Below are 24,852 nucleotides of genomic sequence, written 5' to 3' on the forward strand. Positions count from 1 at the left end.
TTGATGATTGATGGTTTTATTGATGAATTTATCTAAAAATCACATTATCCACGCCAAGCACCGATTTGAGCTTGGCGATGTTCTCTTCGCTAGGAAATAGCCTAAATCGCTCATTGACATTGATACGGCTGATACTGCACTCATCATACAGATATAGGCTGATTGGCACACAATAATCTGCATGGGCGGTGCTTGGCGTATTCTCATCTTCTTGATCAAATTGATAAGCCAATGCCCGTGGTGGTGGGCTATTTTCTTTAAGAATACTAATCAGTGTATCGAGTGCTTGGATGTCTTGGGATGGCACTTTGACATGGATTTCTTTGAGACGGCGTAGGCGCGCTTGCTCAATCGGCTCGGCTGCTTGTAGGCGTAGGAACAATCGCCCATCATCGCTCTCACGCACACCCACCTTAGCGATGACAACATTGGCGATCTGCATGGTCTCAAGATTGCCTTTTTTGTCATATACAGGCTGATATTCTTCATCATAGGCGCTCACTTTTTTGCCTGCGGTGAGAATATGGCTAAATCGTGAAAAAGTATCATTATAACAGCTTAACTCAACACGGCCTTTGCCGTCATCGAGCTTGACCACCGTACGATCGCCAAAATGCGCCACATCAAAAATCACGCCGGCAATCTTACTACCACCTTTAAAGCCGGTATCCGATAGGTTAAGCACGCTTGATACCGAAGTATAAAGCCCCGTCTCGCCACGATATTCATCGAGCGGATGACCAGTCAGATACAAGCCAAGCGTCTGCATCTCATAGCGTAGGCGATCTTGGGCATTCCAATAGACATCTTCAAGATCAGGTGCAACCGCTAGGCTATCATCGACTTCTTGGAATAAATCAAAAGTGCCTGATAGCTGGTTTTGGCGGTTTTGGGTGGCAGCTGCCATCGCTTCGGGTAGCTGTCGCCATAGCCCACGGCGGATTTGATGGCTAAGATTGATACCATTGGCAAGATACTGCGGCTTGAGCGTTTCTGCCAAAATATCAAAACAGCCTGCCTTAATCAGTGCTTCAAGCGAGCGTTTGCCGACTTTTTTGATGTCCACACGATTACAAAAATCATAAAGGTCTTTGAACGGTCCATCACGGCGAGCGGCGACGATGCTATTCACCGCTTCTTCGCCCACACCCTTGACCGCACCGAGTCCATAGACGATGGTCTTGCTGTCTCGTACGACAAATTTCCATTGGCTGTGATTGACACTTGGTGGAATGACATCCAGCCCAAAGTTATCGGTGCAATCACTTCTTAAGAAAACGACTTGGTCGGTATCATCCATCTCTGATGTCAATACCGCCGCCATAAATTCGGCAGGGTAGTAGTGCTTGAGATACGCCGTCTGATAGGCAAGTACGCCATAGGCTGCCGAGTGCGATTTATTAAAGCCGTAGCCTGCAAATTTTTCGACCAAATCAAAAATCGATGCCGCAAGCGCACCATCCACCCCTTGCTCAATCGCACCATCTACAAAGGTCGAACGCTGTTTTGCCATCTCTTCGGGTTTTTTCTTACCCATCGCACGGCGTAGCATATCAGCGCCGCCGAGCGTATAGCCTGCCAACACCTGCGCAATCTGCATCACCTGCTCTTGATAGACGATGACGCCATAAGTCGGCTCAAGCGCAGGCTGTAGCCATTCATGCTGAAAATTTGGGTCAGGGTAGGCGACTTCTTGGATGCCGTGCTTGCGGTCAATAAAGTCCATCACCATGCCAGACTCTAGCGGGCCTGGGCGATATAGGGCACACATCGCAATGATGTCTTCGATGTTAGATGGCTTAAGCTGTGCTAGGTATTTTTTCATCCCCGAGCTTTCTAGCTGGAATACCGCCGAAGTCTTGGCTTCTTGCAGCACCGATTCATAGACATTCATGTCATCCAAGGGAAGTGTGTCAAGGTCAATCGGGTCAAGGTTCTGCGCCTTGCGAGTGGCGTTGATGTTGTCAATCGCCGCTTGAATGACCGTTAAGTTACGCAGTCCCAAGAAGTCAAACTTCACCAAGCCAACCGCTTCAACATCATCCTTATCAAACTGACTGACAGGATGGCCTTCATCATCACAATACACCGCACTAAAATCACTGATACGATTGGGGGCAATTAGTACGCCACCTGCGTGCTTACCGACATTGCGTGTCAAGCCCTCGAGTTTTTTTGCCATCTCCCAAATCTCGGTGATGGCTTCGTGGTCGGGATTGTCTTCATTGGTGACCAAATCTTTGAGCTGTGGCTCTTGCTCTAGCGCATCATCTAGGCTGATGCCAGGGGTTTTTGGAATCAGCTTTGAGATACGGTCACCCATACCAAAAGGCTTGTCTTGGACACGAGTGACATCACGCACCACCGCACGAGCCGCCATCGTACCAAAGGTGATGATTTGGCTGACCGCTTGGCGACCATAAGTGCGTGCCACATAGTCGATGACACGGTCACGCCCTTCGATACAAAAGTCGATATCAAAGTCAGGCATTGACACACGCTCAGGGTTCAAGAATCGCTCAAACAGCAAATCATAACGCAACGGGTCAAGGTCAGTGATGTTCAGCGCATATGCCACAAGCGAGCCTGCACCCGAGCCACGACCGGGCCCGACGGGTACACCATTGGCTTTTGCCCAGCGGATAAAGTCCATAACGATAAGAAAATATCCCGGGAAACCCATTTTTAGGATAATGCCAAACTCATATTCAAGCCGTTCGTCATAAGGCTTACGAATATCTGCCCAATCATCGCCACGCTCAGCAGGCGGGTAGAGTTTATCAAGGCGTTTGTTGAGACCATCGGCGGATGTCTTACGAAAAAATGTCTCAATCGTATCGCCTTCGGGGATAGGAAAATCAGGCAAGACATTAATGCCAAGTGTCAGCGTAACATTACAGCGAGATGCCAAGCGATTGGTATTTTCGATGACTTGTGGCAAATCAGCAAACAGCGCCGTCATCTCAGCTTGGGTCTTAAAATACTGCTCTTCGCTATAGATGCGTGGACGGTGGGAGTTGCCAAGCGTATAGCCGCTAGCAATACACACACGGGCTTCGTGAGCATCAAAGTCGCTACTGGTATCGACTTCTTTTGCACCATCGCTCGGCTTGGGCGTAGCTTTCATAAAGCGAACATCATTATGGGCAATGATAGGGATGCCGAGTGCTGATGCTTGGATGATGGCTTGTTCATTAAAGCGGTTGTCTTGGTTGTGCGTGCGCTTGATACCCAGATACAGTCTATCACCAAACACAGCCTGCCATGCCTTGAGCGTCGCTTGGGCGTTCTCAGGGTGATTACCCATCAGCGTCGTCGCCATCTCAGAACGAGAAGTCAGCACTGCAATGATACCTTCATGTCGCTCAAACAGTGCTTGCTTGGTGATAATCGGTGTGACAACACTCACCGAGCCATTGTCATTCATCGGACGCATGGTGTAGGCATCTGATACTAGGCGTAATAAGTTTTTGTAGCCATCATTATTCATGGCGTACAAAATCACACTAAAGCGATTTTCTTCATCTTCACGGCTGATGGCGTTGCCGATGACAAATTCAGTGCCGATGATTGGCTTGATGCCTGCGCCGATGCACGCCTTATAGAACTTCACCACCGCAAACATATTGTTCCAGTCGGCAAGCGCAAGCGATGTCTGACCATCAGCTGCCGCCGCTTTGACCAGCTCTTTGATACGGATGATAGAATCAACGATGGCAAATTCGCTTCGAACGCCCAAGTGTACAAATGACATAGTTTATTTAAATAGACAAATTAATATAAATTGTAAAAGTGGATAGACAAACTTTCTTTTTCAAGCTTATCAATCGGCATAAGTCTGACAGCATACCAATTTAGCTTGGCAAAATTTGATTAAATAGCACAAAGGCAATGATGGCAAAACCGACGATTAACACCGCCAAGCGAAAAATGCGTGCCGTGCTCATCTGCGCCTTTTTGGCAGGCCGGCTTGGCTGATTGGGTGATTGATTCGTTTGCTTAGGCGGTACATTGGCTGCTGACATAACAAAACCCGATAAAATTAATGGCTAATTATAGCATGATAACATGGATAATTCGCAAAAATATCGGTACAATAAATTCATCCTTTTATTGTGCTACTGCCATGTTTTATATCACCCAATCCAACGATACGCAGATTTTATTAGACCGTTTAATCCAAATTTATCAAAGCCAAACCACTGATGGGCGACACACATCACTGGGCGCACAGGTGTTTGCGCCGTTTACGGTAATTGTGCCATCGATGGTGCTTGGCGATTGGCTCACTAAGGCGGTGGCGAGCCAAATCGGTATCAGTACGCTGTTTACCGCACAGTTTTGGGGTCAATATCAGTGGCAGATGATTCAAAAAGTGCTCAAAATCGACGCCGAGCACAACGCCCAAATCGGTCGCAATGACAGCTTAGAAGTCCCCGAAGTGGCGGTACTATCCGCATCAGTGATGCGTTGGCGATTGTTTGGATTTTTGAGTGCGATTGATAATAATCAGCTACATGAGATTTTAGATAATCACAATCATCCGCTTGAGTTTTTGTTAGCGACACTACATGATAAAAAGGCGGACACTTTGCCCGAGCACCGCATTTGGCAAGTCTGCGAAGAGCTGGCAGCAGTCTATGTACGCTATCTGACGCACCGACCCGAATGGCTACACGCATGGACACATGATGCGCCACTACCGATGAGTGTCGATGCGATGATGATGCAAAAACAGCAGTTTGCCACCGTCTTTGGTGAAGATGCTGAGACACCTGAATGGCTTAGCCTACATTATCATGCGCTCGAAGCACTGCTGCGCTATCTGTGGCGTTCGTTATTTGCACAGGTGTATGACTACCGTGAAGCCTTAGAGCACCGCTTTTGGCAGGTGCTGACAGGTGAGCGGGGCGATGCGGTGTATCATCTTGCCAAAGGCGTATTGCCAAAGGCGTTGTATTTATTTACTGTTCAGCAGATTCCGTTGGTTGAGTTACAATTTTTAAAGCGTTTATCGACATTCATTGATGTGCATTTATTTCACTTTAATCCATCCAAGATGTTTTGGGCGGATATCGTCGATAAAAACTGGCTTGCCACACAGCGTATCATCAGACCCAATACCGTCTATCTCAAAGACCACGGGCACAGCTTATTATCAAGACTGGGTAAAGAATCACGAGAAACTTTTGCCATGCTTGCTGATATGTCAGGCGGTGAGTTTTATTATGAAAAACCATTGCAAGCAAATCAATCAGCTGATGATACCATCCGTCCGCATGATTGGCAGGTGGTGTGGTCGGATGAATTTCGCCAATTTGACAGCAGTCAAGGACTGCTCAATCAGCTCAAAAAAGATATTTTAATGCTTGATGAATCAGGTGTCAGCGATGAATGGCTTGGCGATGTACTGGATATACTCCAAGACAAACAGCGAGCCAAAGGCATCATGACGCTTGATGACACAGCACGCTTGCCAAGCTTATCCATCCATGCTTGTCATAGCCTAAAAAGACAGCTTGAAATCGCACGCATCATGATTGCCCGCTATCTCAATGAGCCTAATGCCGACGGCAGTGCACGCCACCTATCCGATGTCGTGGTGTATCTGCCTGATGTCGCCGAAGCCGAATCACTGATACGACTGGTGTTCGATGACGGGGTGGGCGTCGATGGCTTGTCATTGCCCGCCAAAATCACCGGCACGACCAACAAGACGATTGATGAGCTGATGCAGGCGATTGCCGGATTTTATACTTTGCTTGGCGGTCATGGCAGATTTTATTGCCAAGATGTCTATGACTGGCTGATGCTCCCTGCGATGTATCAAAGCTTTAATCTTAGCTTTGATGAGATGAGCCGAGCTTGCGAGCTACTTGCCCAAGCAGGTTTTCGACGGGGATTTGACGCACGACATTTGGCGCAGACGCTCGATGGCGATGATGTCGATTATCGTTATAGCTTTAGCTATGCTTTAGACCGATTGGTACTTGGGCTACTCAATCCCGATGACGATACTAAGCCAAATAGCCTATTGTATCCATTTGACTGGCAAGCAGGTGCATTTGGCGAAGCGACGACACCGCTATCGGGTGTCGGCTTATCCGACCAAAAAATCATCAGCGCCCTGTGCGCCATCCATGACGGGCTATCCGCTGTCTATGGGCAGTATCAGCAGGTGGATTTGGTGCAGACTTGGCTTGATAAAATCGAAACCGATGTCATTGACCGCTATTTTGCTCATCTCAAAGACATGCCACAGATGCGAGCCATCTTTGAAGCCAAAAACAGCATCGCAGCGAGCCTACGAGCCAATAAAAACTATCATAAGCACCTAAAAAACCATCACGAACATATCCAGCACAGCAATGATGAAATTAAGCTAAGATTACAATTTGTACTTGAGAGTATCAGCGCAATGGTAGCAAATCAGGCCATCAGTGCCGAGCCTGCAGGCGTGATTACCTTTGCACGGTTTGGCGCACTGCGTAGTATTCCGTTTGGGCTGACTGTGATGCTTGGCATGAATTTATCCGCATTCCCACGCCAAGACACCGTACAACGGCTTGATCTGATGCGTGCAGGGCTACGCCGTCGTGGTGATCGCATGAACGAAGATGATGACAATGGGGCGTTTTTGGATGCGATATTGTGTAGCCGTGATGCGTGTATGATTTTTTATGACAGCATTGCGTCTGATGGTATTACTGAATTATTGCCCGCATCGCCTGTCAGTGAGTTGTTAGAATTTTTGAAAAATGGTGTCGATTGGCAAACCAGTCTTGCTAATGGCATTACTTGGATGGATGCCACATTCGATGAGATTGGTTCTGCCATTGCCAAAGCCATGCCAAGCGTGGTTGAGCAGTATCTGGTTACTCATCACGCCGCCACAAGCTTTGATACATCGTTATTTTATCAAGCGGATACCAAAGAGACGACGGCGCACACCGAACAGCTTGAGCACTATGTGCATGACTTACTCATGACAAAAATGCACGCCATCAAAGATGCTGAGCGAGCACGCCTAGTCCCTGCGCCACTTTGGCACTCGATTCGCACCATGCTAGATCGGCACAGCACACAGGTGGCACAACAAGCGCTTGCCACATTTCCAAGTGATGATGAATATCAAGCAATATTTGATACACTCATTAGTCATCTATCGTATCAATCGGACAGCCAAGCCAAAATCGTAAGTCTAATATCCCAGTATCAGCTGATATTGCCAAGCATCATGACGGTCAGCGAGCTTGCGTCACGACACGGTCGTTTTGCGCTTAATTTTTTACAAAATAAAATTAGCCTAGATGATGATAACGATGAAGATGCACAAGATGAACCGCTTAGCCTTGATGCGCTGACACGCTATCAGACTCATGATCGGATCATCCAAGCGATGGCGGATGGGGCGTTTGATGGTATGAGTATGCGTGACTGGATGGCACAGATTTTGAATGAAAACTTATCAATATCATCCAATCATCCCAATCAAGCGGCTAGTCAGGCAGGTGGGCACAATACACAAGTAAGTACACAAGCAAATGCACAAAGACAGTTTCGTGCGATTTTTTATGATGACTTATTGCCTGCAGGTGTCAGTCGATTTGACAGTCTACACGAGCGATTAGTGGCGATTGCCGACATTGCCGATACGCTATTTGAGCATCTATCCAAGCACCACATCCTAAGCACAGATGACTGCCAAGCGATAGCTAGTGCTGATGGCATGAATTATTCCAAGCTGATTCATCCTGTGCATGAAGTCGGTGTGATGCTACAGCTTGGCGAGCACAAGCTTAGCCTAATGGCGCACCTACCCAAAGATACACCAAACTGCTGGTTGTCTATTTTGCCAAAATCCGTCCGTGCCAAGCATCTACTGCAGGCGTGGCTATCGCACCTAGCATGGCAAATCATATGCCAAACCACACAAGATGACATCACAGCAGGGCGTTATCATAGCATTTGGCAATTTAGTAAATCTTCAGGATTAGCCAAAGATATCGGGCTCGGTGATGATGTGGATATGCTATGCTTTAGCCCAATTGAAGCCACAACTGCCAAGCATTTGCTTGAGTGCTTTGTGCTGATTGCACAGCTGAGCTATCATCTGGTGCTACCTATGACCGTCGATGCTGGTATCAAGATTGCTTTTCATCATGGTACAGATAAATTAAACTTAAACGAAAAAATATTTTATCAATATATCAACAGCTATCAACAAGAAATGGAACAAGCATGGCAAGTATTGCTAACAAATACAGACATAGAATCTGAGATACAGCGTGCATATGATTTGGGACAAATTCTCTACCAAATCCTGCCATCCATGCTATGCACCATCGATACGCTTGCAGTCGCAAAAGGGGATAAATCATGAGCAACAAGACAACAGGCATTCCTGCCATCGACTGTACGCTAACAGGCGGCTATCTGATTGAAGCATCGGCAGGTACGGGCAAGACTTGGACGCTGACCGGTATTATCTTGCGACTACTGATTGAGCATAAATATACCCCCGAACGCATCATCGCCACGACATTTACCAAAGCTGCCGCCGCAGAGATGCAAGAGCGCATCTATGAACGCTTGCAATCATTTTATGGGCTGATGCGTTGGCTAAAAAGTGTACAGACACAGCATCCGCATTGGTTCGTTACAGATGAAGAAAATATTGATACTATTATTCAAGAAATCAATGAATATGCAAGCGAAGCACAAGTTGCAGGTGATGACCCGATTAATCAGTATTTATTAACAAATCTACTGCTAGCAGGCGGACACACCATTGATGAATCGCTACGGCGTACAGCACTGGTGCTGACCACTTTGGATAAGCTATTTGTTGGCACACTAGACAGCCTTGCCCAAAAATGGCTACGGGAATTTTCGTCACAAATTGGTCATCGTACCGACGGTGAAATCCTGATGGATAAGAGCGCCGTCATTCACGCACTAGTGCATGACCAATTGCGTGCACATCAATCTCGCCTAAGCAAACATCAGCCCGATGTCTATCAGCAGATACTGAGCGTTGCACCATTATTTTTTAGCAGTGTTGAACAAATTGCACAGGTTGTCAATACAGCCATCAACTTTTATTCTGCGCCACTTGACGAAATTAAGCCTATTGAAATGATGGATAGGGCAGTTATTGACCGCTGGCTTGATGAGTTTTTGGCGGTGGATATGTCGCAATTTGCGCCGTTTTTTGATGCAAAATATCGCAAACAAGTGGGTTTTCATGGTACAAAATCCATGCCAAAACAGCTACCATTACTCGCAGATATCTATGATAAATTATCCAGTTATCGTTTAGATTTTATCAATCATCTAACCAAGCAAGAGATTGCTTTTATTGATGAAATCGAGCAATTTATACAGGTGGATTTTTTTAATAAAAAGTGCGATACAACTGCCAAAGCAACCTTTAACGCACTGCCGTGGGATAGGGTGATGCTGGTCAAAAAAATATACAGCACACTTGGCGCGCAAGCACAGTATCATCATGATTTACTAAAATATCAAATCATCAACTCTGTGCGTGAACAACTCATGGGCGTGCTAGAATCACAAGGAAAAACCACCTTTGAGCTACAAATGGTGCGTCTGAATCAAGCACTCGATGCTGATGAAGACTTGGCAAAGCACATTCGCCATCACTATCCTGTGGCGCTGATTGATGAGTCGCAGGATATCAATGGCTTACAGGCGCAGATGATTGAAAAAATTTATCTCTCACGCTTGTTCGATTATGAAAAAAAACTAAATGCCCATCACAAACATGGTAGCGATAAGCCGAAGACTGTCAAAGGATTTTTGTTACTAGTCGGCGACCCCAAGCAGGCGATTTATCGCTTTCGTGGTGGCGATGTCGCCAATTATAACTGGCTCAAATTCTATGGCGAAGATAAACTTGGTCACCCCATACTTAACCAATCATTATCACTCACCCAAAACCGCCGCTCTAATCAAGCACTGATTGGTGCATTAAACGAATGGTTTGTCAAAAGAGATACCGATGATTGGTCAAATCATGCCAATCTTGGGCAAAGCATCAACTACGAGACCATTAGAGCGGTGAATGAAACCCAGCGATTGTCATGGCAACAAGAAGTGTCGCCACAGGCGGAATTTGTCGGTCGGATGCCAATGGCGCTACTGCACACCACATCTGATGCCGCCAAAAAAACAGCACTGCACATCAATAGCTTATTACAGCATGGCTATCAGCTCGATGGACGAGCGGTGAAGCCGTCGGATATTGCAGTGCTAGCACGGGGGCATCGACAGCTTGCCGAAGTCAAAAAACAGTTAGATGAACTAAAAATTCCTGCGCTCAATACCAAGACCATCAGTGTCTTTGCCACGCCTGCAGGGGATGATTTATACACATTGTTACTTGCGGTGATTGACAGCCGTTCTACGGCCAATCTTGGCAGGCTTTTGGTTAGCCGCTTGGTCGGTCTATCGCTCGATGATGCCGTTCGCTTGCTCGAAGGGGATGATGATGGCGATAAAGACACATCAAACACAGTATCATTTAACAAATCCGATATTTTATCATATCTACATAAAATCCATGACAAATGGCAAAATTATAGCCTATCATCGGCACTAAACTATGCACTTGGTAAAGCGCCATTTGCTGATGGTAGCAATCTATGGCTAGTCGCTGCATCGCTTGGCGAGCGGTATTTGGCGGATTTGTGGCAGTTGATTGAGCTTGTCAGTGAGCAAGGCGACTTGCACGAAAAACAGCTATTGACTTGGTATCAATCCCAAAAACACAGCGAAGATGAAAGCGTTGGACGGCGTATTTTGCCAAGCGAAACCGGTGTCAATCTGATGACCATGCACAAATCCAAAGGCTTGGAATTTCCTATCGTCTATGCGCTCGGTCTTGATGCGTCCGCCATCACCACAGTGCAAAGTGAGAAGATTTATCCGTATAGCAATGAGCGGTTTGAACGCTGCATCTCTACAGTGGTGTATAAAGATGGCGATAACGATTATTTCAAAAATCTTGATAATCAAGAAAGTATCGCCGAGATGCGACGGCTTGGCTATGTGGCGCTGACCCGTGCCAGTGAGCAAATTTTTGTGGTAGCAAAAGCCGCCAGCAAAAATTCTAGCATCGATTCTCGTCCACTGTTTCAATGGCTGGAATGTTCGCCAAAAACCCCACAGCTGCCCGAGCGTATGACGGCGCTGATGGATGCGATTAATTTGGATGAAGTGGCACTGAACGACACCGCCTATAAGCAAGCGCAAACGCATGAGCTGATACCGCTGACTTATCAAGATTGGGATACACTGTTGCCCACCAAACGCTTTGTCGGTGCATACAAGACCAGTTTCACCGCTTTGGTGAGCCGACTTGATAAGCCGACCAAAGATTTATTGACCGAGCTTGCCGACCATGATGAGATGGCGGTCTTGACCGAACTGCAGGCTGATGCACAGGCGGTCGATGGTCATGAGCCAAATATTCGTAATAGCTTTATTAAAGGTAGTGGGGCGGGCGATTTTCTGCACAAGGTATTACAACACATCGAACCCAATCGTATCAGTGGTGTGGTTGATGACTATGTCCGTCGATTGTCTTTACCAAGTAAGTACAATAGCCAAAGCCAATTAAAAGATACGCTAAATGGTAATGGCGAGCATGACCAGCTGGTGATGTGGCTAAATGATGTCATTCATGCGCCATTTGCCGCATCTGGTGTCAGCTTGGCATCACTTGCAAGCGGTGTGCAGGTGCGAGAGCTTGGCTTTACTTTGGGGCTTAAGCCGTCATTTGATATTGATAAGCTTAACGAAATATTTAAACAATACAGTGATAAACCGCTGTCACTATCCACCCAAGAACATCAAGCGGTGTGGTATCGCTTTATGCGGGGTGAGATTGACTTGGTGTATGAGCACGCAGGCAGATTTTTTATTGTAGATTATAAATCCAATTATCTGGGCGATAGCCGTGATGATTATCGTCTTGATAAGATGAATGAGGCGATGAGCGAGGCGGGGTACTGGCTACAAGCCGTGATTTATCAAGTGGCACTACATCGTTTATTAAAGATTAAATTGGCAGATTATACTGGTAATGAACAGCGTTATCTTGGTGCGGTTGAGTACTTTTTCTTAAGAGGGATTTATAATGATGGTGTGGATACGGGCAAGATGGTGTGGCAGCCGCCGTTTGAGCTGATTATGGCGGTTGATGCCTTGTTTGGCTGATATTGTGATAAAGTTGATAGATATTGATAAAGGATAATAAACAATCATGGCAAGCACCATTTTAGAAGATAGCATCAGTCGCTATGTCACCAGACGCATTCATGACCATGCCAATTGGTATCAGCACAAGTCATTGCTTGCAACACCGTTTGAGCTAAAAGCATCAGATGAAGCGACTTTTTATGTCATTCATGAAGCATTATTACAGCTTATCTCATCGGGTCATACTGTATTAAAACTTGATAATCAATCTGCCGATACGCTTGGTATCGCATCATTACAGTCTTGGCAGTCGCTGTGTCTTGAGCCGATATTGCTGCAGATTAATCAGTATTTGGATACGCCTTTTGGGTTTGATACAGTATTTGACCAAATGAATGTACTGCTTGATGATGCACAGGCGTTGCCATCATGGACAATTCAGCAAGTCAATGCGCTGATTACACAGCTAAAGGCACAGCCTAAGGTCATCAGCGATGGACAAATCACCCAAGTGCGTGAGCGATTTTTGTGGGTACTGCGTGCATACTATGTAATGCAAAAAATCGCAGGTGGCAATCTGATGACATGGGCACAGCGTCTGCCGAAGGCGTTTTTTACACCGAGCAATATAGATGGCAAGCGTTATGACGGCGAGCACATCGCACCTATTCGCTATAGTATGAGCGCTGATGCGGTGTATCTGTGGACTCAGCGTGCCTACCGAGCAGAATCGCAGTTGATGGCGCATATCCATCGGCTCAGTCGTGCACTGGTGCAGCCGTTTGGCACAGATGACATACCAGAAGGGCTAAACGCCGAGCAAGCAGCAGCGGTAAAACTGGTGGCAACTCATGCCTTTGGGCTGATTACTGGTGGGCCGGGAACGGGCAAGACCTACACTGTAGCACAAATCGTGCTTGCGCTGATGCGTGATTTGCAAGGTGAAATGCCATCTTTGGCACTGGCCGCACCGACAGGCAAGGCAGCGCAGCGTATGAGTGAATCACTACAAAACTCACTACACAAATCATTGCCTGATAAGCACAATCTTAGCCTACCTGAACCCAAGACCATTCACCGCCTGCTCGGTATGGGTAATCGGGGCAAGCCACGCTATGATGCCAATAATCCACTGCCGTATCAGATGATTATCATCGATGAAGCATCCATGCTTGGCACGGAGCTTGCGTGCCAATTACTAGCGGCAATCGCCACAGGTACACGGGTGATACTGCTTGGGGATGCCAATCAGCTTGCTGCTGTCGATGCTGGTGCGGTGCTAGCGGATTTGTGCCGTATGCCTAGCTTGTCGCCATATCGGGTCAATCTTGTGGTATCTCAGCGATTTGATGACAAATCTGCGGTGGGGCAGTTGGCAAAGCTTGTGCAATCGGCGGATGATGATACTGATTTTGCAGAGTTTGATGCATTGGTTCAGCGATTTAATCAGTTGCATTTTTATCCTTTGCAAGCACAGCAAATCACGGCGTGTTATGATGGCTTGGTGGCGGATTTTATGCCGTATTTTGAGCTGACCAAGCAGTATCAATATCGCTTTGCCACAATGGATACGGATGCTCAGGCGCAGGCGGTGAGTGATATTTTTGAAACCTTAAACAACTACCGCATCCTGTGCGCATCACACATGGGGGCGTGTGGCGATGATGCCATCAATACGCACTTATCCAAGACGCACCGCAAACATCTGCACACACCACCATCCAATTCACCGTGGTATCATGGGCGTGTGGTGATGGTAACCCAAAACCGCTATGACTTGGGTCTGTTTAATGGCGATATTGGTGTGTGTTTGTGGGGGGCTGATGGCTTGACGGTGTATTTTGAAGGTGATAGCGTGCGTAAGCTGTCTGCCGAAGTGCTTGATGAGCATACCATCACCACCGCCTATGCCATCACGGTGCACAAATCGCAAGGCTCTGAATGGGAAAAAATCGCCATCGTCTTTGACGAAACCAATGCACGCCTGCTGTCAAAAGAGCTGATTTATACCGCCATCACCCGAGCCAAATCCCAAGTGGTGATATACAGCACCAAGCCTGCCATCACGCTTGCGATGACCACACCGACCGTCAGACAAACAGGGCTTGCGGTTGTGGATTTTGCAGTGATGGGTTAGGGTGATAAGTTGTATAGTTTTTTATAATGTTTATTTTATAAATCAAGGGTTGTTATGCCAAAAATCACATCCACTCCCAAAACACGCCGTGAAATCAATGAAGCATCTATGGCACGCCGCGGCATTGTCAATAAAGCATTCAAACTGCATGAAGATACAGTGGCGCTAGTCAAGACATTATCCGAACAAACGGGCAAATCTCAAGCGCAAATCGTCACCGAAGCCTTGCAGATGTATGCCAATCAGCGTGATTAACACTGTTTAATAGGATTGCTCAGAGTTGCCAAAGTAGGGGTTTGGATTTTTTATTTAAAATGGTAAGTGCTTTTCCAATGTTTGATTGCACATCAGCCATCTTTCACCAGTGATTCTTTACTAAACGCCTTTTAGCGTGTAAAATCGGGCAAATCTTAGCATTTGCTACGCTTATCATTGCGCAAAATAGACAACAATAGAAAAACACACAATGCAAAACCCCCAAAAACCCCTTGAAAATCAACATCCTTTGCTAAAACCCTTATATATCGGGGGTTTGGAAATCAAGAACCGTTTGTTCGTTGCACCGATGGCGGGTGTGACGGATAATCCCTTTCGAAGGCTATGCAAGTCCTTTGGTGCAGGGCACGCCGTCAGCGAGATGATTATTGCCGATACCGCCTTATACGCTCGCAAAAAATCGCTGTATCGGGCGAATTTTGATGGTGAAATTGCGCCGATTTCCGCCCAAATCGCAGGGGCTGAACCTGACAAGCTTGCCGAAGCAGCACGCTTTCAGGTTGCCAATGGTGCGCAAATCGTCGATATCAATATGGGCTGTCCCGCCAAAAAAGTATGCAAAAAATTGGCAGGCTCGGCACTGCTACAAGATGTGGATTTGGTCAAAAGACTACTAAATACCGCTGTACAATCGGTGGATGTGCCTGTCACGCTCAAAACTCGGCTTGGCTTTGCCAATGGTCAAGAAAATATCCTAGAAGTCGCCAAAATCGCCGAAGATGCAGGCATCGCCGCCATCGCCATTCATGGGCGTACTCGTGAAGACTTTTATACAGGGCAGGCGCGCTATGAGTTAATCAAAAAAGTGAAAGATAGCTTAACAATTCCCGTCATCGTCAATGGCGATATCGACAGTCCGCAAAAGGCACTTGATGTCTGGCAACAAACTGGTGCTGATGCGGTGATGATTGGGCGAGCGGCGCAGGGGCGACCTTGGCTGTTTCGTGATATTGCGCATTTTGCCGAGACAGGCGAAGAGTTGTCGCCGCCTAGTGTGGCAGAACTACGCCAAATTGTCCTGACGCATTTAGAAGAGTTGTACCGCTTTTATGGTGAATACTCAGGCTGTCGTATCGCTCGCAAGCACATTGCATGGTATACGGGCGGTCTGCCCAATTCCAATGCCTTTCGTGATGCGATGTACGCCTGCGAGACGACCGCCGAGCAGTATCGGGCAGTCGATCGATTTTTGACAGCGTCATCTGAGTAGTATTATTAAATATACTTATAAAAACTTCACAACTTGATCCATCGCCAAGCGAGCTTTTGGTAGCGTGCGATTGCCATCGGCATCACTGGCATAACCAAGTGCGACCAGTACCGAGCTTTTTAGCCCTTTGGCAGGCAGGTCCAGTGCTTGATCAAGTACTGCGGCATCATAGCCACCGATCGGTGTCGCATCAATGCCAAGTAGCTTGGCAGATAGCAGTAGATGTCCAAGCGCAATAAAGGTTTGATTTTCCGCCCATTGTAATAACAGCTCAGGCTGCGTGGCATACTGGCTGATATAGTGACTGCACAGCGCTTGGCGAGATTGCATAATCTCATCGCTAGCGAATCGACTTGCGTCTTTTTAGGCGTGTAGCACGGCGGTTAGATGCGTATCATCAATCGTCGTGCGAGTGCATAGAATCAGAGTATGTGATGCGTTTTGTACCTTTGGCACATTGTGTGCATCACCACCAGTCATGGCGGTGGTGATGGTTGCTTTGGCATCATCACTGCCTGCGACCAAAAGCTGCCACGGCTGAATGTTAATCGATGATGGTGCAAGGCGAAGCATCTCAAGTAAGGTATGCAGTGTGGCATCATCGATTTTCTTGGTAGCATCGTATGCCTTGCACGTGTAGCGAGTTTGGATGAGCTCAAGTGCGGTTTGTGCCGAGATAGCTGTCGTCATGGTATTCCTTATTTGGTTATTTGGAGTTAGATGGATAAATATGCTCAATCACTGCCGATGCTTTACCATCAGCAAAGCTAATATGCACCGTCTGATTGGGATGAAGTTTGGTGATACTGCCAATCGATGTGTGCGTCTCATCACTGATGATGGCATAGCCTTTTTGTAGTGTGCGTTTGGGATGCTGAATCAGAATCAGGCTTTGTAGATGACGGCAATTTTCTTTGAGCTGATGTAGGCGTGTGCCAAGCGATTGATGTCGCTCAAATGCAGTTTGGCTAAGTGCTTTGGCGGTAGCGAGCTTTTTGGTTGCATTGGATTTGATACTGCTAAAGAGTGTCTCATTGTGCTGTTTTTGTCGCTGTGCTTGATGCTTGATGGCTGATTGGAGCTGTCTGAGCTCATGATGGCTGTCTTTTTTGGCGAGCATCAGCGTGCGTGAGCTATTTAGACGAATACGCTCAAGACTACGTTCACTGTTTTGCTTGGCATGAGCGATGCTAGTTTGGCTGTAGCGATTGATTTTTGTCATCTGCTCTTGGGCTTTTTTGACCATCGCCACCAGATGTGATTCGATACCAAGAATGACTTTGGATGGCGTATCAAAGCTGGTATGCGCCACTTCATCCAAAATCACCGTATCTCGCTCATGACCCACGCCCACCCATACAGGCACAGGACATTCCGCCACGAGTGCGGCAAGCTCATAGTCATTCAGATACGCCAAATCACCCACCGCACCACCACCACGAATGATGACGAGCAAATCAGGCAAGTCATCAAATGATTCGATAAAATGGCTCATCCCTGTCATGATGGCGGCACGAATCTCACTCGGGGCATGATTACCCTGAAAAGTCGCATAATGATAATGAAATTGACAAGCATTTGCCAACACTAAGCGGTCAGCTTCTGTACGAAAATCGCCCAAACCAGCCGCCTGTTCGGGTGCAATCACCACCACTTGACGAATATCAAAAGGCGTCGGCAATTTGCGATTGAGCATCAATAAGCCTTCATCACTTAGGCGTTTTTTCATCGCTTGATACGCCATCGCAATCTCACCAAGCGTATAACTTGGGTCAATATCGCTGATATTCAGGCTAAAGCCGTACTGCGCATGAAAGCTCGCCGAGCATTTAATCAGCACGCTACTGCCAGCGCTTGGCGTTTGCCCTGTGGCGGCCTTGAATTTGGCAAGTACAGTACTTGCACGAAACCGCCACAGCGTCGCACGGCAACTGGCGGTGATGTCGCCTGCATCGTCTTTTTCGGCAAGCTCAAAATAATAATGCCCACCTTTAGTGTTCATCGAGCGAATCTCGGCACGCACCCACACTTCATGGTCAAAGCTGTCATCAATGACCAATTTGACCGCCGTCAAATAGTCCGATAATGACAAATGCGTATCGCTAAGCAGGGCTTTTGGCGCATCATTTGCCATATCTGCTTCAAACTCGGCGGCGATTTGGCGATGCTTGGCTGTGATGTCATCACTACTTGGTAGGCTTGCTCCTAGACGCAGCGCTTGTTCGACAATGGATTTTGGCATGGGCGGATATCAGTTGGCAAATAATAAATGGCATTGTAACAAAGCGTGGGGCGCTGCGCAATTTTTGAAAGGATAATTTTGCTTTTTTACTGCGTAATCCGTGATGGCTTAGGAATTATTTGGTGAAAGCTGATTTAGTCGTTATTAGCCAAATTTGGCTTGTCGTTCAAATTCTACCAAGCTCGTCATTCGCACAATCATCATTAAAACGAGCTAAACAACACCATCAGCACAGGTGAAACGACATTGGTAATAAATCCAAAGCTAATCACCAGCGGCATAATCTTAGTACCGCCTGATTGGATAATGGTCGGTAGGGTAAAATCAAGGCTCGTCACACCCCCAAGACCAATCGCAGATGATGACGAATAACGCATCACCATCGGGATAAAAATCAACGCAATCACTTCTCGCCCAAGGTCATTGAGCAGTGCCACACTGCCCCAAACTGCACCATAAGCATCGGTCATAATCGTCCCAGAGAGCGAATACCAACCAAAGCCCGATGCCAACGCCAAGCCCTTGGTGATGGAGACATCATCAAAAATCAGTGCATAGACGATACCGCTTAAGAGCGTAAATGCCATAAATACAAGGCTGATTTGTAAGCCCCGTTTGTTTAGCATGGCTTCACGCAGGCTAATGCCCGAGCCTTTGAGCGAAATACCCACCAAGAACAGCAGTGCCATCAGTAGCACCGTCGTGGTCTTGTCATGGGGCAATAATTCGGGTGGTAACAACTGCGCCAGCACAAAGCCCACCGCCAAGCAAAATAACTGCACCAAGCTACCACGAATGCTGACCTTTGGCTTTGTGCCGCCTACGCTTTGTTCACGATATTGACACGGCGAAATACGGTCAAAAACCATGAGCGACACCAAGCCAAAGCTGATGGTTAGTGCCATCAAAGTGGATAAATAGACAGCGATTGCGCCGAGTTTTTGGTGCAGATTTTCGACCAGACCAAGCTCAATGCCGATGACGATGAGCAGGATATAGACCAAATAAGACAGTGCGGTTTCGGCTTTTTTTACCCATGCGGTGTTGGTCGGCAGAGCAAAGCCAATAAACATCGGGCTTAGGATGAGTAATAGGGTGATGATGCCTTCCATGTGAATGCCTTAGTTGAGTGATGAATGGTCAAATGGATTGGGTATAACAATAAAGATGGCTATTGTAACATTGTTTCGTCATTTTGCCAAAACGCATCAAAATAAGCAGAATGATTTATAAGATACAAATAGGATAAATAAAAGTAAAACTTGGGATAAAGTGATAATTTGAGAAGATAAAGTCAGTGATGATGAAAAAATTGCAAAAAACAAGCAAAATTAAACAGTTTATCATTGGTGCTTGTCAATTAATTTGTTAAAATACTGGGCATATTTCTGTTATTTATTCATCAATTCAATAAGATGCCACGATTATGAATGCGTCTGACATTACTCAGTTTTTTGAAAAAATCTTAAGGGAATTATACCACAATATCTATTGGCTATTGGGTGGGTCATTGGATGACCAGACGCTGAACTGGTCAAAGCTTGGTTTGTCTTTTTTGGGCACGGGCATCAAGATTGTCATTTTGCTTGTGGTGATTGGCTTTATTTATTGGCTACTTGTCTATCTGGTCAAGTCGGTCCGCAAGATTTTTAATTTGTCGCATCGTTATGCACGCATTGCCCGTGCGACTTTGCGTTATCTGTGGTTTATGACCAGTCTGATTGCGGTGATGTCGCAGATTGGTATTCAGGCGGATTTGGTCAAGGCGACTGCTAAGGCGGCGACTTGGGCAGGCTTTTATTATGTGCTGTGGGCGGTCAGTGGGCAGATGGTCAGTAGCGTGCTCAAGCACTATGATTTGAATGCATCGATTGAACAGCTGCTCAAAAACCTGTTACTTGTGCTGATTTTGGTCTTGGCATTTGCCACCGTGATGGCAAAGTTTGGCTTTGATATTTTCTCCATCGTCGCAGGTCTGGGTATCGCAGGTCTTGCGGTGGGCTGGGCATCCCAAAGCACTTTGGCGAACTTTATCGCAGGTATTGTGATTTTGGTGGAGCAGTCGTTTCAGGTGGGGGACTGGATTCGCTTGGGCGACAAAGAAGGGCGTGTGGTCAAGATTTCACTGCGAGCGACCCAAATCCTTGACCGTGATAATATCATCATTATTATCCCAAACTCAGCGGTCGCATCGTCTGAAGTGGTGAATTTGACATCTAAAAAGATGATTCGCTTTGATGTCAAAACTCGTATCGGGCTACACGCCGATATCACTAAGGCTCGCAGTGCGATTATTAAGACGCTCCAAAAAGACGAAGTCGTGCTCAAGCATCCAGCACCGATTGCCACCGTTGATGGCATTGGCGAGTCTGGGATTAATATCATCGTGCGTTTTTGGGTTGCGCCATTGTCGGTGGCTCGCATTCCTGTGATTAAAGAAAATATCAACGAAAAAATCAAACGAGCGCTGGATGATGCAGGCGTTGAAGTGCCTTATCCGTATATGAAGCTGATTCTTGATGATGGGGCGGATGATGTTAAAAAAGTGATTATTCAGAAGCCATCAGACACTGTCTAAAGATGCTATCTAAGATACTGCCTAAAGTACTACCCAGAGTACTATCCAAAGACATTATCAATCCATGATGTTTAACCGCTTTTGTGTCTATGTGTGACCAAAAGCGGTTTATTTTCTTAACGGATGTGCAGGATTTTGGCGATGATATATGCTATAATAATCAGCTTTTATTCTTGTAATTGATTGGATAGTATGACCACGCACACCCCGACTTATTTTGCTGATTTGGCGAATTTTAATGCTGATGACTTTCATGGTGTCATCACTTGTGCCGATGGCTTGGAGCAGGCACTTGTGATAGAGCTTGAGAGCTTTGGGCTTGCGCCAAAAATCCTGCGTGCAGGGCGTGTGCTGGTGTCGCTGAATTTGGCTAAGCTGTATCATATCTGCCTATTTAGCCGTGTGGCAAGCCGTGTGTTGTTGCCGCTTGGTGAATATCATTTTAAACAAAAAATGGATAATGGCATAGAAGTGCTGAACGAAGATGTGCCAGAAGCCCTGTATCAGTTCACCACTCGTATCGACTGGACTAAGCTGTTCGGGCTTGAGCATCGATTTGCGATTCGCCTAAGTACCGATAAGCGTCTGACGGTCAATCAGCAGTTTGCCACCTTGCGTATCAAAGATGCGATTGCTGATACCTTTAACCGTGCTTTTGGCGCACGCCCAGATGTCGATGCCAAGTCGCCTGACTTTCAGATTTTTGCAGCGGCGAATAATAAATTTGCCGAGCTATTTCTTGATTTATCAGGCACTAGCCTGCATCGCCGTGGCTATCGTGTCGCCAATACCGCCGCACCCCTAAAAGAAAACTTGGCATCGGCGTTGCTGTATGAATGTGGTTGGCACAAGGGTGAGTTTGATGCCATCATCGACCCGATGTGTGGCTCGGGCACATTCATCACCGAAGCACTGCTCATGCGTGCCAATTATCCGGTGGGATTGGATAAGGTCAGTGATGAATTTGGCTTTTATTGTTGGCAACATCATGATGAAGACTTGTGGGATGAGGTGGTCGCCAATGCCCAAAATCAATTTCATAATAATTTAGATAAATTACAAAATAGTCACTTAACTGTCATCGCCTTTGACGCTGATGCTCATGCGGTGCAGGCGTGCCACAAGAATCTGATGGCGTCAGGTCTATCGCCAATTTTACACAAAGTACAGCTAGAGCAGCGTAGTGTTGCACAGCTATCGGGTGCACTGGAGAAAATCACTACCACAAACCTGCTTGTCATCACCAACCCACCGTATGGCGAGCGACTTGGTGACAGTGATTTTATCAAACCGTTGTATCACGGTGTGGGCTTGCAGGTGAGTGCAGGACTGCGTACAGCAGGTGTGAGTGATGCATATATGGCGGTGCTTGCCAGCCACATCGAACACGCCGATACACTACCAATCATCGAGCCGAATACTTTACGCTGTCATAACGGTGCACTGACGGTGTATTTTCGTCATGGCAAGCTAAACCTATCGCCACTGCCAAGCCTAATCCGTGATTATGAGCGTCGTGATGTGCAGATTGATGATGCCCAAGAATTTATCAATCGCCTACAGAAAAATTTAGCTAATCTAAAAAAACAAGCAGTCAGACAAGGCGTGACCAATCTGCGTGTCTATGATGCAGATTTGCCAAATTTCAATGTCGCCATCGATGTCTATGGTGACAAAATCCATGTCCAAGAGTACGCACCGCCCAAGCAAATCCCTGCTGATGTCGCCAAAGCTCGCTTTAATCTGGTGCTACATTCGGTGCGTGAAGTGTTTGGCGTGGCTCGTGAGTCCATCTTTATCAAGACTCGTGCCCGTCAATCGGGTAATGAACAATACACCAAAAACGAAACCACCAAGCGCAAAAAAATGTGGGTGGCAAGCGAAGACGGGGCGTATTTTTATGTCAATTTCACCGAGTATCTCGACACGGGGCTGTTCATCGACCATCGCAATATGCGTGGACTGGTCAAATCGGCAAGTCGTGGCAAGCGAGTGCTGAACCTGTTTTCATACACCTGCTCGGCGAGTGTGCACGCAGCACTTGGCGGTGCTAAGTGCGTGACCAGCGTGGATTTATCGGGGAATTATTTGGATTGGGGTAAACAAAACTTTGCCCTAAATGGCTTGGTGCTCGATGCATTCCATGAAGATGAACTAAAATATCAGTTCATATCTGAAGATACGTTTGAATGGATTAAAAATAACACTGAGCAATATGATGTGATTTTTATTGACCCGCCGACCTTTTCAAATTCCAAAAAATTCAAAGGCACTTTTGATGTTCAGCGTGACCATGTGGCGCTGATTAATCGTGCAATGAACCGCTTATCGGCAGGGGGTGTGCTGTATTTTAGTAATAACTACACTCGCTTTGAGCTAGATGAGAGCTTGATGGCTCGCTATAATGTCAAAAATATCACGCATGAGACCATTGGTTTTGATTTTGATATCAAAAAACCAATTCATCAAAGCTTTGAAATCCGCCACAAAAACGCCATCAAGACGGCACAAATCGAAGTCCATGATGACAATGATATGCCAAATGACCGAAATCAAGCGTATCAAAGAGTAGATAAAGCGGATAAAAAGCCATTTGCGAAATCTTTAGATAAGTCATCAGGCAGAACATCGGATAAGCCGTCTGATAAAGCCTTTAAATCTTTTGATAAGCCTGTCAAAGGCGACTGCAAAACCTTTGAGCGTGGCGATAAAAAGCATTTGGGCAAAAAAGACTTTGATAAGTCTAATTTTGCTAAGCCCAATAAAGCAGCGCAAGGCAAACCTTTTGGTAAATCACAAAGCAAGCAATTTGGTAGCCAAACAGATAAAACCCAAGCGATAGATAAGCCAAGCATCAAGCGTGTGTATGTCAATCCAAAGCTTGCTGATGGCGAAAGACTTGCCCAAAGCTTGACGCAAAAACTCAATGACAAGCTAAGTGATGATGTACAAGCGACATCACGCTATCGCATTAAGCGTAAAGATTGATAAATTTAAGCGAAATTAAGCATTGAAAAATAGGTAAAACATGACAAGTCAGACAAACGAAATTGACCGCCAAGAACAACAAGAGCTGAGCGATGTGCTCACAGGTGTAGATAATTCTATCCAAGTCGATGATGAAGAAAATCTTGATGATGAGCGTCATGAATTTGATGATGGTATCAAATCAAGCCGCTTTAAAAAGCTACAAAAAAAGCTACGCAAAGAAGTGTCGTGGGCGATTCGCGACTTTAAGATGATTGAAGATGGCGATGTGGTGATGGTGTGTATCTCAGGCGGTAAAGATAGCTTTACCTTGCTGGATATTTTATTATTCCTAAAGCGTATCGCACCGATTCACTTCGATGTCGTGGCGGTCAATCTTGACCAAAAACAACCGGGCTTCCCCGAAGATGTCCTGCCAAAATACCTATCTGAGCAAGGCATCCCGTACTATATCCTAGAAAAAGATACATATAGCATCGTCAAGCAAGTCGTCCCAGAAGGCAAGACCTACTGCTCAGCGTGTTCTCGTCTGCGTCGTGGTTCATTGTATGGATTTGCTAAACAAATTGGTGCAACCAAAGTAGCTTTGGGTCATCATCGTGATGATATTTTGGCAACTTTTTTCCTAAATCTATTCCACGGTGGCAGCCTAAAAGCCATGCCGCCCAAACTATTAAGCGATGATAAACAAAATGTGCTGATTCGTCCGCTTGCTTATGTCGCCGAAAAAGACATCATCAAATACGCCAATTACAAAAAATTCCCCATTATTCCATGCAATCTGTGTGGCAGCCAAGAAAATCTGCAACGAGCGATGATTAATGAAATGCTGCGAGAATGGGACCATGCACATCCAAAACGCCTAGCCAGTATGTTTAAGGCACTACAAAATGTCGCCCCAAGTCAGCTTGCCGACCGCAATTTGTTTGACTTTGAAAATCTAAGCCTTGAGCGTAATGATGATGAAAGGCTGTTTGAAGGGGATAATATTCAGGTGGGCGTGACCGAAGAGCTGGATAAAATGGGCTTGCCGATTAATCCTTTGGTGCAGACTTTTAACCCTAAATTTGCCAAAGAAGATGATAAAAAAGACAACAAAATCCCTGTGATTAACCCGTTGTTGTGATTTGGTAATTTTACAATTTTACTAAGTTATCTTACTAAGTTATTTCACTAAGCTATCAGGCGGTATTGAT

Annotated in this window: 14 protein-coding genes; 8 read left to right on the forward strand and 6 right to left on the reverse strand. The window is 46.2% G+C overall.

Annotated elements, in window-relative coordinates:
• Window positions 1–28: 28 nt before the first annotated feature.
• Window positions 29–3,754, reverse strand: a complete 3,726-nt coding sequence (gene dnaE / locus Q0N89_RS05230) for a DNA polymerase III subunit alpha (protein ID WP_294034105.1) — start codon at window positions 3,752–3,754, stop codon at window positions 29–31.
• Between the two features lie 100 nt (window positions 3,755–3,854).
• Entirely contained in the window at window positions 3,855–4,025 is a 171-nt protein-coding gene (locus tag Q0N89_RS05235) for a hypothetical protein (RefSeq protein ID WP_294034107.1), read from the reverse strand.
• A 101-nt stretch (window positions 4,026–4,126) separates the two neighbouring features.
• On the opposite strand from Q0N89_RS05235, the gene Q0N89_RS05240 reads away from it, so the two are divergent.
• From Q0N89_RS05240 to dusB, 5 genes are all read left to right on the forward strand, one after another.
• Window positions 4,127–8,383 (forward strand): exodeoxyribonuclease V subunit gamma, encoded by a 4,257-nt coding sequence (locus Q0N89_RS05240; RefSeq protein WP_294034109.1) that lies wholly within the window; start codon window positions 4,127–4,129, stop codon window positions 8,381–8,383.
• On the forward strand, window positions 8,380–12,243 hold the full coding sequence (locus tag Q0N89_RS05245) for a UvrD-helicase domain-containing protein (protein WP_294034111.1): 3,864 nt from the start codon (window positions 8,380–8,382) through the stop codon (window positions 12,241–12,243). The genes Q0N89_RS05240 and Q0N89_RS05245 overlap by 4 nt, the downstream gene beginning before the upstream one ends.
• A gap of 46 nt (window positions 12,244–12,289) precedes the next feature.
• Window positions 12,290–14,362, forward strand: coding sequence for an exodeoxyribonuclease V subunit alpha (recD, locus tag Q0N89_RS05250; protein ID WP_294034113.1), 2,073 nt, complete (start codon window positions 12,290–12,292; stop codon window positions 14,360–14,362).
• 54 nt (window positions 14,363–14,416) lie between these two features.
• Window positions 14,417–14,617 carry a hypothetical protein gene (locus Q0N89_RS05255; RefSeq protein WP_294034115.1) on the forward strand — a complete coding sequence of 67 codons (201 nt, stop codon included), beginning with the start codon at window positions 14,417–14,419 and terminating at the stop codon, window positions 14,615–14,617.
• 211 nt (window positions 14,618–14,828) lie between these two features.
• Window positions 14,829–15,848, forward strand: coding sequence for a tRNA dihydrouridine synthase DusB (gene dusB, locus Q0N89_RS05260; protein WP_294034117.1), 1,020 nt, complete (start codon window positions 14,829–14,831; stop codon window positions 15,846–15,848).
• A gap of 15 nt (window positions 15,849–15,863) precedes the next feature.
• Here the strand turns inward: dusB and Q0N89_RS05265 are convergent, their stop codons facing one another.
• The 4 genes from Q0N89_RS05265 to Q0N89_RS05280 form a co-directional block, all read right to left on the reverse strand.
• Entirely contained in the window at window positions 15,864–16,178 is a 315-nt protein-coding gene (locus Q0N89_RS05265) for a nitroreductase family protein (protein ID WP_294034119.1), read from the reverse strand.
• A gap of 33 nt (window positions 16,179–16,211) precedes the next feature.
• A complete protein-coding gene (locus Q0N89_RS05270; RefSeq protein WP_294034121.1) occupies window positions 16,212–16,538 on the reverse strand; it encodes a nitroreductase family protein in 327 nt (108 codons plus the stop codon).
• Window positions 16,539–16,554: 16 nt separating this feature from the next.
• Window positions 16,555–18,090: an exodeoxyribonuclease VII large subunit gene (xseA, locus tag Q0N89_RS05275; protein ID WP_294034123.1), complete on the reverse strand. Its 1,536-nt coding sequence runs from the start codon at window positions 18,088–18,090 to the stop codon at window positions 16,555–16,557.
• A 203-nt stretch (window positions 18,091–18,293) separates the two neighbouring features.
• Window positions 18,294–19,202 carry a lysine exporter LysO family protein gene (locus Q0N89_RS05280; RefSeq protein WP_294034125.1) on the reverse strand — a complete coding sequence of 303 codons (909 nt, stop codon included), beginning with the start codon at window positions 19,200–19,202 and terminating at the stop codon, window positions 18,294–18,296.
• A gap of 314 nt (window positions 19,203–19,516) precedes the next feature.
• On the opposite strand from Q0N89_RS05280, the gene Q0N89_RS05285 reads away from it, so the two are divergent.
• The 3 genes from Q0N89_RS05285 to ttcA all read left to right on the forward strand — a co-directional run bounded on the left by Q0N89_RS05285 (window position 19,517) and on the right by ttcA (window position 24,782).
• Window positions 19,517–20,668: a mechanosensitive ion channel family protein gene (locus Q0N89_RS05285; protein ID WP_294034127.1), complete on the forward strand. Its 1,152-nt coding sequence runs from the start codon at window positions 19,517–19,519 to the stop codon at window positions 20,666–20,668.
• Between the two features lie 192 nt (window positions 20,669–20,860).
• Window positions 20,861–23,656 (forward strand): bifunctional 23S rRNA (guanine(2069)-N(7))-methyltransferase RlmK/23S rRNA (guanine(2445)-N(2))-methyltransferase RlmL, encoded by a 2,796-nt coding sequence (gene rlmKL / locus Q0N89_RS05290; RefSeq protein ID WP_294034129.1) that lies wholly within the window; start codon window positions 20,861–20,863, stop codon window positions 23,654–23,656.
• Window positions 23,657–23,696: 40 nt separating this feature from the next.
• Window positions 23,697–24,782 carry a tRNA 2-thiocytidine(32) synthetase TtcA gene (gene ttcA, locus Q0N89_RS05295; RefSeq protein WP_294034131.1) on the forward strand — a complete coding sequence of 362 codons (1,086 nt, stop codon included), beginning with the start codon at window positions 23,697–23,699 and terminating at the stop codon, window positions 24,780–24,782.
• Window positions 24,783–24,852: the final 70 nt, after the last annotated feature.

Origin of the sequence: uncultured Moraxella sp., assembly GCF_945873075.1 — a bacterium.
Lineage (GTDB): Bacteria > Pseudomonadota > Gammaproteobacteria > Pseudomonadales > Moraxellaceae > Moraxella.

Bases quoted from the DNA above. Each gene is read 5' to 3' on its own strand.
- Q0N89_RS05280 (WP_294034125.1), bottom strand. From the start codon at position 19,202: ATGGAAGGCATCATCACCCTATTACTCATCCTAAGCCCGATGTTTATT.
- Q0N89_RS05270 (WP_294034121.1), bottom strand. From the start codon at position 16,538: ATGACGACAGCTATCTCGGCACAAACCGCACTTGAGCTCATCCAAACT.
- Q0N89_RS05265 (WP_294034119.1), bottom strand. From the start codon at position 16,178: ATGCAATCTCGCCAAGCGCTGTGCAGTCACTATATCAGCCAGTATGCC.
- dusB (WP_294034117.1), top strand. From the start codon at position 14,829: ATGCAAAACCCCCAAAAACCCCTTGAAAATCAACATCCTTTGCTAAAA.
- dnaE (WP_294034105.1), bottom strand. From the start codon at position 3,754: ATGTCATTTGTACACTTGGGCGTTCGAAGCGAATTTGCCATCGTTGAT.
- rlmKL (WP_294034129.1), top strand. From the start codon at position 20,861: ATGACCACGCACACCCCGACTTATTTTGCTGATTTGGCGAATTTTAAT.
- Q0N89_RS05235 (WP_294034107.1), bottom strand. From the start codon at position 4,025: ATGTCAGCAGCCAATGTACCGCCTAAGCAAACGAATCAATCACCCAAT.
- recD (WP_294034113.1), top strand. From the start codon at position 12,290: ATGGCAAGCACCATTTTAGAAGATAGCATCAGTCGCTATGTCACCAGA.
- Q0N89_RS05245 (WP_294034111.1), top strand. From the start codon at position 8,380: ATGAGCAACAAGACAACAGGCATTCCTGCCATCGACTGTACGCTAACA.
- Q0N89_RS05285 (WP_294034127.1), top strand. From the start codon at position 19,517: ATGAATGCGTCTGACATTACTCAGTTTTTTGAAAAAATCTTAAGGGAA.
- xseA (WP_294034123.1), bottom strand. From the start codon at position 18,090: ATGCCAAAATCCATTGTCGAACAAGCGCTGCGTCTAGGAGCAAGCCTA.
- ttcA (WP_294034131.1), top strand. From the start codon at position 23,697: ATGACAAGTCAGACAAACGAAATTGACCGCCAAGAACAACAAGAGCTG.
- Q0N89_RS05255 (WP_294034115.1), top strand. From the start codon at position 14,417: ATGCCAAAAATCACATCCACTCCCAAAACACGCCGTGAAATCAATGAA.
- Q0N89_RS05240 (WP_294034109.1), top strand. From the start codon at position 4,127: ATGTTTTATATCACCCAATCCAACGATACGCAGATTTTATTAGACCGT.